Origin of the sequence: Streptomyces sp. 150FB, assembly GCF_000818195.1 — a bacterium.
GTDB lineage: Bacteria > Actinomycetota > Actinomycetes > Streptomycetales > Streptomycetaceae > Streptomyces.
Genome location: NZ_JTHL01000001.1, coordinates 972,833 through 982,444 on the forward strand (window position 1 = coordinate 972,833; position 9,612 = coordinate 982,444).

Genomic DNA, 9,612 nt, shown 5'->3' on the forward strand with positions numbered 1-9,612 from the left:
AACTTCCTCTTCAGGTACGGACACACCCGGGCCCTTCAGGCAGGGACACTCGGGCCTTCAGGTGCGGACGCGCGGGTCGAGGGCGGCGTGCAGGATGTCCGCCAGGAAACCGGAGAGCAGGACGACGAAGGCCGCGAACGTGGAGACGGCGACGACGGAGTTGACGTCGTTCTTCCCGATGGAGTCGACGAGCCACTCCCCCATGCCGTGCCAGCCGAAGATGATCTCGGTGAAGGTGGCCCCGGTGAACAGGGCGAGGAAGCCGTACGAGAAGTACGTCGACATCGGGATGAGCGCGGTGCGCAGCCCGTGTTTCAGCAGCGTGGTGCGGCGGCTCAGGCCCTTGGCGCGCGCGGTGCGCAGGTAGTCGGCGCCGAGCACGTCCAGCATGGTGTTGCGCTGGTAGCGGCTGTAGGCCGCCGCTGTGACCAGCCCTATGGAGAGGGTCGGCAGCAGGAGGTGCACCCCGCGGTCGCGCAGTACGGCGAGCAACCCGCCCTGGAGGTCGGGGTCCTTCTCCCCGGTGAACTGGATCAGATCCGTGCCCAGGACCGAATTCAGCTTGATCGCACCGATCTTGAGCAGCACGGCGAGCAGGAAGGTCGGGGTGGACAGCAGCAGGAAGGAGATCAACGTCACGGTGCGGTCGGAGAGCCGGTAGTGGCGTACGGCGGTCCAGGCGCCGGCGAGGATGCCGAAGGCCGTGCCGAGCACCGTACCGACCAGCAGCAGTCGCAGACTGACGCCGAGTCGGCGGCCGAACTCGGCGGCCACGGACGTGTCGTCGATGGTGCGGCCGAAGTCGCCGTGCACCGCGCCGGCGAACCAGTGCCAGAGCCGTTCGGGCAGCGGGGTCTCGTCGTTGAGGCCGAGCGCGGTGAGGTGGGCGTTCACATCGGCCAGTGGCGGCGGTGGTTTGCGGCCGGCGAAGTAGGCGCGCGGGTCGAGCGCGGTGGAGGCGAGGAGGTACGAGAGACACACGGCGACCACCAGCAGCACCGCGTAGTAGCCAAGTCTCTTGGCCAGATAGGCCGTCACGTGTGGTTCCTCTCACCAGGGCCCCGCATGGATCTTCGTCGCAGAACGTTACTCTTCCGTGAAAGGCACATGTCAGTCGCCCGAAACCGCTTACAGCCGGGTGAACGGCGGCCTTTCGCCTCGATCGCGGTGCTATACATCTACCGCATCGGCCGTCACGACCCCGCACGCACCGGAGGAACACCTATGCCAAGACCCTTGAGGTCCACCGCCGTAGCCGTCGTCACCGTCTCGGCCGCTCTGGTACTGGCGAGCTGTAGTTCCTCCGGCGACTCCGACGGAGCGGCGAAGAAGGGCAAGGCCCCGGCAGCCGACGCGCAGGGCCTGAATCCGCAGCCGGCTTCCAACGTCCGTCAGGGCGGGTCGCTGAAGCTGTCGGTCCAGCAGTGGATCAGCCAGTACAACTCGTACCAGGTGGACGGCAAGAACGGTGACGCCCAGGCGATCCTGGAGGAGTTCGAGCCCGTACTGATGCCCAGGGACGCGCAGGGTGTCGCCCACCCGGACCCGGACTACCTGGTGTCGGCGGCGGTCACCTCGACCTCCCCGCAGGTGGTGACGTACAAGCTGAACCCCAAGGCCAAGTGGTCCGACGGAAAGCCGCTCAGCTACCGCGACTTCGCGGCGATCTGGAAGGCGCTGCGAGGCACCGACGACCGGTACCTGGTCGCCGACAGCAGCGGCTACAACCAGATATCGGGTGTGACGCGCGGGGCGAACGACCAGGAGGTGAAGGTCACCTTCGACAAGACGTACGCGGACTGGCAGGCCCTGTTCCGTCCGCTGCTGCCTGCCGACCAGATGGACACCCCGGACAAGTTCAACAAGGGCTGGTCCGAGAAGATCCCGGTGACGGCGGGCCCCTGGAAGCTCAAGGCCCTCGACAAGACGGCCCAGACGGTCACCACGGTCCCCGATCCCGCCTGGTGGGGCACGAAGCCCAAGCTGGATTCCATCACATGGCGCGCGATGGCCATCCCGGCGCAGACCGAGGCGTATCTCAACAAGGAGATCGACTACACCCCGGCGATCCTGCCCGAGGACTACAAGCGGCTGGTCAAGGCGCCCGGCACGGAGATCAGGACCGGGGCCCGCTGGGACGAGGTGCACATCACCCTCGGCAACCACGGTCTTCTGAAGGATCTCAAACTGCGTCAGGCGGTGGACCTGGCGGTCGACCGCAAGGGCATCATCGCGGCGTTCTCCAAGGACTTGAACGTCCCGGTGCCGCCGCTGGACAACCACTTCTTCATGCCCAACCAGAAGGGCTATCAGGCGAACGCGGGCAAGTGGGGGACGTACGACCTCGAAGGCGCCAAGAAGCTGCTGACCGAGGCGGGCTGGAAGGACAACGGCGCCGGCAAGCCCCGCACCAAGGACGGCAAGCCGCTCGCCCTCCAGTACCTGATCAGTGCGGGTTCCTCCACGTCGTCGGTCGACCAGGCGCAGATCGTCCAGCAGCAGTTGGGCCAGGCCGGGATCAAGGTCACGATCCAGAAGGTCGCCGAGAGCGACTTCTTCGACAAGTTCATCAACCGCGGGAACTTCGACCTGACCAGCTTCCGCAATGTCGACGAGATCTTCCGCTCCCTGTTGTTCCCGGTCTTCCAGCAGACCAAGGGCAGCCAGCTCTACCAGAACTTCGGGGGCATCGGCAGTCCCGAGATCGACAAGCTGATGACGCAGGCGGGCCAGAGCACCGACCCCGACACGTCGAACGCCCTCTACAACCAGGCCGACAAGCTGATCTGGGCCGAGGGCCACTCCATCGAGCTGTACCAGCGTCCGCAGATCCAGGCGGTGCGCGAGGGACTCGCCAACTTCGGGCCTCCGGGACTCGGTGACTGGAACTTCGTGAAGATGGGCTGGCAGAAGTAGCACTCGGGCGGCCCGGCCCCACCGGGCCGGGCCGCCCGTCGCGGCGAGTGAGCCGAAGGGGCCTGAAGCGCCCCGGAGGCGAACCGAGCCCTACAGAACCAGATCGGCCAGCCGGTCGACCTCGTCGAGCCGTGCCACGGTCGGTGTGAACGTCACCTCGTTCATGCCGACCGCGGCGAAGTCGGCGACGACGGCCCGGATCTGCTCGGGGCTCCGGACGACTCCCTCGGCGATGGAAGCGCCGTGATCACCCGCGTAGGCGTAGTACTGCCGGATGTTGGCGTCCGACTCGGCCTCGAACCGGTCGCCGACGGAGAAGTAGGCGAGCCCCAGCATCCGCGGCTCCCCCTCCCGGCCCGCCTCGCGCCACGCGTCCAGGATCTGACCGACGGTCGCCTCCGCGCGCCGGGGTCCGCCGCCCGCCGCGGTCCAGCCGGCGCCCCAGCGTGCGGTACGGCGTACGGAGCGGCTGGCCGTGGCCTCCGATGAGGATGGGCACCGGGTTTCCGGGCGGTGCGACGGCGCGCCGCTCGCCGGGGAAGTCACCGTCCTCTACGGGCTCGCCGCGCCAGGCCCGGTCCAGGTACTCCAACTGCCGGTCGAAGGCGGCGCCCCGGGTCGTGAAGTCGCGCTCGGACGCGCGGTAGTCGGACTCCCGCGCGCCGACGCCCAGGCCCAGGGTCAGCCGGTCCCCGCTGAGCTGCGCGACGGTGGCCGAGATCTTCGCCAGCACGGCGTCCGGGTAGGTGGGGCCGAGGACGGCGTTGGTCAGCAGACCGATCGTCGAGGTGGCACCGCTCACGGCGGCCAGCGCCGTGAGCGAGTCGAACGACGGGTAGGGGACCCGGCCGATCGTGGAGACGAAGGCGAAGCCGCGCTCCTCGGCCCGCTTCGCCCAGTCGAGGATGAGCGGCCCGTTGGTGCCCTGCGTGGTGTTGGGGATGGCGATACCGATGCGCATGCCACTCCGTCCTTCCGTCGTCGTGCCGTCGCCGGCCGGCTGCTGTCCAGCCTCCGCCGGGTGGCCCTGCCCCGCATCAGGGAAGGCAAACGACACGGTCAGGTGATGAGACGGCGTACGGCAGCCACCACGGCGGCCCGGTGCGCCTCGTGCGCCGCGGGCCCGTCCTGGTGACCGTCGAGGGTGATGGGCGCCGTGGAACTGGCGGGCACCCACGCGCTGGCCAGCGCCATCGTGAAGGCGAGCAGGTCCTCCGGCGAGAAGTCCTCGGGGACGGCTCCCCCGGCCTGCGCTTCGGCGATGTCGGCCGCCTTGCGGACGAGGGAGGCGCGCATGCCGACGGGCTCATGGCCGCTGCCCTCGCGTTCGAGCCGGTGCCAGGTGGCCAGCCGGAGCTGATGCGGGTGCGCGATGAGAAAGTCGAAGAGTGCTCCGGCGTACCCCGGCAGATCACGGGGCGTGAAGGGCACGACGTCCATGACCTCGGCGACATGGTGGTCCATCACGGCGTCGAAGAGCCGGTCCTTGTTGCCGAAGTAGGTGTAGATCAGCGCCTTGTTGGCGTCGGCCGCCGCGCCGATCCGGTCCACCCTGGCGCCCGCGATGCCGTGGGCGGCGAATTCGTCCGTCGCGGCCTTCAGCAGTCGCGCCTTGGTGGCTTCCGCGTCGCGGACCTTGGGGACCTTGGGGTCGGGTTGGGAGGACATGCTTCGAGAATACTCTAACTAAACAGTCATTTGACAAGTGGGGTGGTGCGTTCTACGTTGCAAATAACCGTTTAGTTGTATGCGAGTCCGGCACCCGGAAGGTCAACAGGCATGATCGTCACCGACAAACTCTTCATCGGCGGCAGGTGGGCCGAGCCCAGCTCCCCCGCCCTCCTCGACATCCGCTCCCCGCACGACAGGTCGCTCGTCGGGCGCGCCGCGCAGGCCGCCCCTGCCGATATCGACCTGGCGGTGGCCGCCGCGCGCGAGGCCTTCGACCACGGCCCCTGGCCGCTGCTCTCCCCCGCCGAGCGGCAGGCGGTGATCGCCCGCTTCGACGCGCTGCACGCCGCCCGTAACGACGAGACGGCCGCGCTGATCAGCGCCGAGAACGGCGCTCCCCGCTGGTTCACCCACTGGGCCCAGACCGCGCTGAGCGAGCAGACCGGCGCCTATCTGCGCGCCGCCGCCTCCTTCGGCTGGGAGGAGCCCGCCGACCCGTCGGGGGCCTCCAGGACCCTGGTACGCCGGGAGCCGATCGGCGTGATCGCGGCCGTGATCCCGTGGAACGCCCCGCACCAGTCGGCCCTGGTCAAGATCATCCCGGCGCTGCTGGCCGGTAACACCGTCGTACTCAAGGCATCCCCCGAGAACTCGCTGAGCGTGCTGCTGCTCGGCGAGATCGCCGCCGAGGCCGGCATCCCGGAGGGGGTCCTCAGCATCCTCCCGGCCGACCGGGAGACCAGCGAGTACCTGGTCTCGCACCCCGGGGTCGACAAGATCGCCTTCACCGGGTCGACAGCGGCGGGACGGCGCATCGCCGCCATCGCCGGGGAGCAGCTCAAGCGGGTGAGCCTGGAGCTGGGCGGCAAGTCCGCCTCGATCATCCTCCAGGACGCCGACCTGACCGCCGTGACGGAGGGGCTGAAGTTCGCCTCGTTCGCCAACAACGCGGAGAACTGCCAGGCCCACACCCGGATCCTCGCCCCCCGCGGCCGCTACGAGGAGGTAGTCGAGGCGCTCAAGGACCTGGTCGAGAGCCTGGTCGTCGGCGACCCCGCCGACCCGGAGACGTTCATCGGCCCGATGATCAGGGCCGACCAGCAGCAGCGCGTCCGCTCCTACATCGAGCTGGGTATCAAGGAGGGCGCACGGCTGGTCACCGGCGGACCCGAGATCCCCGAGGGCCTCGAAGGCGGCTACTACGTGCGGCCCACCCTCTTCGCGGACGTCGACAACAGCATGCGGATCGCCCAGGAGGAGATCTTCGGCCCCGTGCTGGTCGTCATCCCCTACGACGACGAGGACGACGCCGTACGGATCGCCAACGACTCCCCGTACGGCCTCGGCGGCGGCGTCTGGACGGCCGACACCGAGCACGGCACCGAGATCGCCAGGCGTGTGCGCACCGGCTACTTCATGGTCAACGCGGCGGCGCCCGGCTTCGAGGGTCCCTTCGGCGGATACAAGGCCAGCGGAATCGGCCGCGAATTCGGTTCCGTAGGTCTCGCCGAATATGTCGAGCACAAGACGATCAACATCTGACGCAGCCTTCGGCACACGGTTGAATCGCACATACGGGCGGCGCCCACGGGGTACCTGTCGATCTGGGGACAACGACGTCCCGGGGCCGGCAGGCAGAGTGAGGAGCACCGCCCGTGTTCTACTACGTGCTCAAATTCGTGCTGTTCGCCCCGGTGCTCCGGGTGTTGTTCCGGCCGAGGATCGAGGGCATCGAGCACATTCCGGCGGACGGCGCCGCGATCATCGCCGGAAATCACCTGTCGTTCTCCGACCACTTCCTCATGCCCGCCATGCTGAAGCGGAGAATCACGTTCCTCGCGAAAGCGGAGTACTTCACCGGCCGGGGCCCCAAGGGCCGGCTGACCGCTTTCTTCTTCCGGGCCGTGGGGCAGATCCCGGTGGACCGCTCCGGCAAGGAGGCGGGGAAGGCCGCCATTCGGGAGGGACTCGGCGTACTCGACAAGGGCGAGCTGCTGGGGATCTATCCGGAGGGCACCAGGTCGCACGACGGCCGCCTCTACAAGGGCAAGGTCGGCGTCGCGGTGATGGCCATCACCGCGGGGGTGCCCGTGGTGCCGTGCGCGATGGTGGGGACCTTCGAGATCCAGCCTCCGGGCCAGAAGGTCCCGCACATCAAACCGGTCACCATCCGCTTCGGCACCCCGCTCGACTTCACGCGCTTCGCCGGCATGGAGAACGAGAAGGCGGCGATCCGCGCCGTCACCGACGAGATCATGTACGAGATCCTCGCGCTGTCCGGCCAGGAGTACGTCGACCGGTACGCGTCGGACGTGAAGGCGGAGAGCAAGGCCGACCAGGCGAAGAAGTTCCCGAGGCTTCGTCGCTGAGAGCAGATCCGCGACCGGCGAACATCCCTCGCCGCCCCGCCGGGCCTGGCCTAGCGTCCCCCCTGTGAACAGCGGAAAAGCAGTAGTGATCGGCGCGACAGGACAGGTGGGACGAGCCGCGGTGCGGGCGCTCGCCGAGGACGGATGGGAGGTACGCGCGTTCTCGCGCGGCGGAGGCAGGGACGAGCGCTGGCCCGCCGGTCTGGAGGCGTCACCGCTGGACCGGGACGACGACGCGGCGCTCGCAGGGGCGGTCGGGGACGGCTGTGACGTCCTGGTGGACGTCGTGGCGTACGGCGGGGCGCACGCCGCCCAGTTGACCGGGCTCAGCGGGCGGATCGGGTCGGCCGTGGTGATCTCCAGCGGCGCGATCTACGAGGACGACCGGGGCCGCGGTTTCGACACCCAGGGCGATCCGGACGGCGCGCCGCGCTACCCCGTACCGATCCCCGAGACACAGCGCACGGTGGCGCCCGGCGACGAGACCTACGCACAGGGGAAGGTACGGCTGGAGCGGGATCTGCTGGCGGCTGGCGAGGCGCTGCCCACCACGCTGCTGCGTGCGGGCGCGATCCATGGCATGCACTGCCGCTCCCCCCGTGAACTGTGGTTCGTGAAGCGGGTGTTGGACGGCCGCCGGGTGCGGGTCCTGACGGACGGCGGCAGGGGCCGCTTCCACCCCACCCATGTGTCCAACCTCGCCGAGCTGATCAGGCTGGCCGCGCGGCGGCCAGGATCCCGCGTGCTCAACGCGGCCGATCCACAGGCACCCACCACCGCCGAGATCGGCGAGGCGATCGACGCGGTGATGGGGGTGGAGACCCGTACGGTGCTGGCGGACGGCCCGTCGCCGGTGGGCGGGACCCCCTGGGACGCCGGCCACCCGGTGGTCTACGACATGACGGCCGCCGAGCGGGAGTTGGGCTACCGGCCCGTCACCGGTTACGCCGATTCGCTGCCCGAGACGGTCGCCTGGCTGTGCGCCAAGCTCGACGGCCGGACCTGGGAGGACGCCTTCCCCGCGATGTTCCGCACGTACTCCCCGCACGGCGACCTCTTCGACTACGCGGCGGAGGACGCCTGGCTGGAGAAGCGGGAGAGGAACGAATAGGTCGCAGGCGGGTACGTAGATGAGGGGGCGTCCGGGGGACGCCCCCTCATCTACTGGCCTGGCATCTACTGCCCTGGCATCCACTGCCCTGGCATCTACCGCCCTGGTGTTACGGCTTGGGCGTGGCGTGCGGGCCGCACGTCGCGTCGTGGCGCTCGACCGTGCCGTTGACGAGGTAGGCCTCGACCTTGCTGTTGAGGCACGGGTTGACCAGGTTGGTGATGCCGTGCGATCCGGCGTCCTGCTCGGTGATCAGGCGTGAGCCCTTGAAGCGCTTGTGCAGTTCGACGGCGCCCTCGTACGGCGTGGCGGCGTCACGGGTGGACTGCGCGATCAGCACCGGCGGCAGGCCCTTGCCGCTGTGGACGTCCACCGGGGTCTGCTGCTTGACGCCCCAGGTGGCGCAGGGCAGGTTGAGCCAGGCGTTGCCCCAGGTGAGGAAGGGGTAGTCCTTGTTCAGCCGGGTGTTGTCGCGGTCCCACTTGTTCCAGCTCGTCGGCCACTTGGCGTCGGTGCACTCGACGGCGGTGTAGACGGCCGTGCCGTTCTCGGCGGCGATGTTGCCCGCCGTGTCCGACAGGTCGGGGGCCGCCGCGTCGACCAGCGCCTGGGTGTCACCGGCGAGGTACTTGCTCCAGACGTCGGCGACGGGCACCCAACTGGAGTCGTAGTACGCGGCGCTCTGGAAGAGCGCGTCCAGCTCGGCCGGTCCGACGACGCCGCCGAACGGCGCCTTGACGGCGGTGGAGCGGAGCTTGTCGTACGCCTGCTGGACCTTGTCGGCCGTGGCGCCGATGTGGAAGGTCGCGTCGTTCTGGGCGACCCACTTCTTCCAGTCGAGGAAGCGGCCCTCGAAGGCGACGTCCTGGCCGAGGTTCGCCTCGTACCAGATGTTCTCCTGGGCCGGGTTGACGACGCTGTCGACGACCATGCGGCGGACGTGCGACGGGAAGAGGGTGCCGTACACGGCGCCCAGGTAGGTCCCGTAGGAGACGCCCAGGTAGTTGAGCTTCTTCTCGCCGAGCCCGGCCCTGATGACGTCGAGGTCGCGGGCGGTGTTGGGCGTCGTCATCTGCGGGAGCATCCAGCCGCTGCGCTCCTTGCAGCCGTCCGCGTACTCGGCGGCGAGCTTGCGCTGCGCACGCTTGTCGGCCTCGCTGTGGGGGATCGGGTCGAGCTTCGGTGCCTTGACGTACTCCTGCGGGTCGATGCAGGAGATGGGCGCCGAGTGGCCGACGCCGCGCGGGTCGAAGCCGACGAAGTCGTACACCTTCGCGGCGCCGGCCCAGATGGCGTTCTTGTTGACGATCCGGCTCGGGAAGGCCATACCGGAACCGCCGGGGCCACCGGGGTTGTAGATCAGGGAGCCCTGGCGCTCCTGCCGCGTCCCGGTGTTGCCGACCCGGTCGACGGCTATCTTGATCTGCTTGCCGTTCGGCTTCGTGTAGTCGAGCGGCACCGTCACCGAACCGCACTGGATGGGCTTCGCGAAGCCCCAGTCGGCCGGGCAGTCCTGCCAGTCGATGCCCTTCTTCGCGGCTCGCG

Annotated in this window: 9 protein-coding genes; 4 read left to right on the forward strand and 5 right to left on the reverse strand. The window is 69.0% G+C overall.

The features are described from left to right. Positions 1-57: 57 nt before the first annotated feature. A complete protein-coding gene (locus QR77_RS03690) occupies positions 58-1,038 on the reverse strand; it encodes an ABC transporter permease (protein WP_040019640.1) in 981 nt (326 codons plus the stop codon). Between the two features lie 186 nt (positions 1,039-1,224). Between QR77_RS03690 and QR77_RS03695 the strand changes: the two genes are divergently transcribed. Further along, the gene (locus tag QR77_RS03695; RefSeq protein WP_040019641.1) at positions 1,225-2,916 is read left to right on the forward strand and encodes an ABC transporter family substrate-binding protein; all 1,692 of its coding nucleotides are present in this window, start codon (positions 1,225-1,227) and stop codon (positions 2,914-2,916) included. Positions 2,917-3,006: 90 nt separating this feature from the next. On the opposite strand, the gene QR77_RS43125 is transcribed toward QR77_RS03695, so the two are convergent. The 3 genes from QR77_RS43125 to QR77_RS03705 all read right to left on the reverse strand — a co-directional run bounded on the left by QR77_RS43125 (position 3,007) and on the right by QR77_RS03705 (position 4,584). Further along, positions 3,007-3,252 (reverse strand): hypothetical protein, encoded by a 246-nt coding sequence (locus QR77_RS43125; RefSeq protein WP_052488511.1) that lies wholly within the window; start codon positions 3,250-3,252, stop codon positions 3,007-3,009. Next, positions 3,164-3,877, reverse strand: a complete 714-nt coding sequence (locus tag QR77_RS03700) for an LLM class flavin-dependent oxidoreductase (RefSeq protein ID WP_052488512.1) — start codon at positions 3,875-3,877, stop codon at positions 3,164-3,166. The genes QR77_RS43125 and QR77_RS03700 overlap by 89 nt, the downstream gene beginning before the upstream one ends. Positions 3,878-3,975: 98 nt before the next feature. Next, positions 3,976-4,584 carry a TetR family transcriptional regulator gene (locus QR77_RS03705; RefSeq protein WP_040019642.1) on the reverse strand — a complete coding sequence of 203 codons (609 nt, stop codon included), beginning with the start codon at positions 4,582-4,584 and terminating at the stop codon, positions 3,976-3,978. 111 nt (positions 4,585-4,695) lie between these two features. On the opposite strand from QR77_RS03705, the gene QR77_RS03710 reads away from it, so the two are divergent. The 3 genes from QR77_RS03710 (at position 4,696) to QR77_RS03720 (ending at position 8,067) form a co-directional block, all read left to right on the forward strand. Next, positions 4,696-6,129, forward strand: coding sequence for an aldehyde dehydrogenase (locus QR77_RS03710; protein ID WP_040019643.1), 1,434 nt, complete (start codon positions 4,696-4,698; stop codon positions 6,127-6,129). 113 nt (positions 6,130-6,242) lie between these two features. Further along, a complete protein-coding gene (locus tag QR77_RS03715; protein WP_040019645.1) occupies positions 6,243-6,956 on the forward strand; it encodes a lysophospholipid acyltransferase family protein in 714 nt (237 codons plus the stop codon). Positions 6,957-7,041: 85 nt separating this feature from the next. After that, positions 7,042-8,067: an NAD-dependent epimerase/dehydratase family protein gene (locus QR77_RS03720; protein WP_040019646.1), complete on the forward strand. Its 1,026-nt coding sequence runs from the start codon at positions 7,042-7,044 to the stop codon at positions 8,065-8,067. A 109-nt stretch (positions 8,068-8,176) separates the two neighbouring features. On the opposite strand, the gene QR77_RS03725 is transcribed toward QR77_RS03720, so the two are convergent. After that, positions 8,177-9,612, reverse strand: a 1,436-nt coding sequence (locus QR77_RS03725; protein ID WP_040019648.1) for an alpha/beta hydrolase, incomplete at its 5' end; no start/stop codon positions are given.

Bases quoted from the DNA above. Each gene is read 5' to 3' on its own strand.
- QR77_RS03695 (WP_040019641.1), top strand. From the start codon at position 1,225: ATGCCAAGACCCTTGAGGTCCACCGCCGTAGCCGTCGTCACCGTCTCG.
- QR77_RS43125 (WP_052488511.1), bottom strand. From the start codon at position 3,252: ATGCTGGGGCTCGCCTACTTCTCCGTCGGCGACCGGTTCGAGGCCGAG.
- QR77_RS03700 (WP_052488512.1), bottom strand. From the start codon at position 3,877: ATGCGCATCGGTATCGCCATCCCCAACACCACGCAGGGCACCAACGGG.
- QR77_RS03705 (WP_040019642.1), bottom strand. From the start codon at position 4,584: ATGTCCTCCCAACCCGACCCCAAGGTCCCCAAGGTCCGCGACGCGGAA.
- QR77_RS03710 (WP_040019643.1), top strand. From the start codon at position 4,696: ATGATCGTCACCGACAAACTCTTCATCGGCGGCAGGTGGGCCGAGCCC.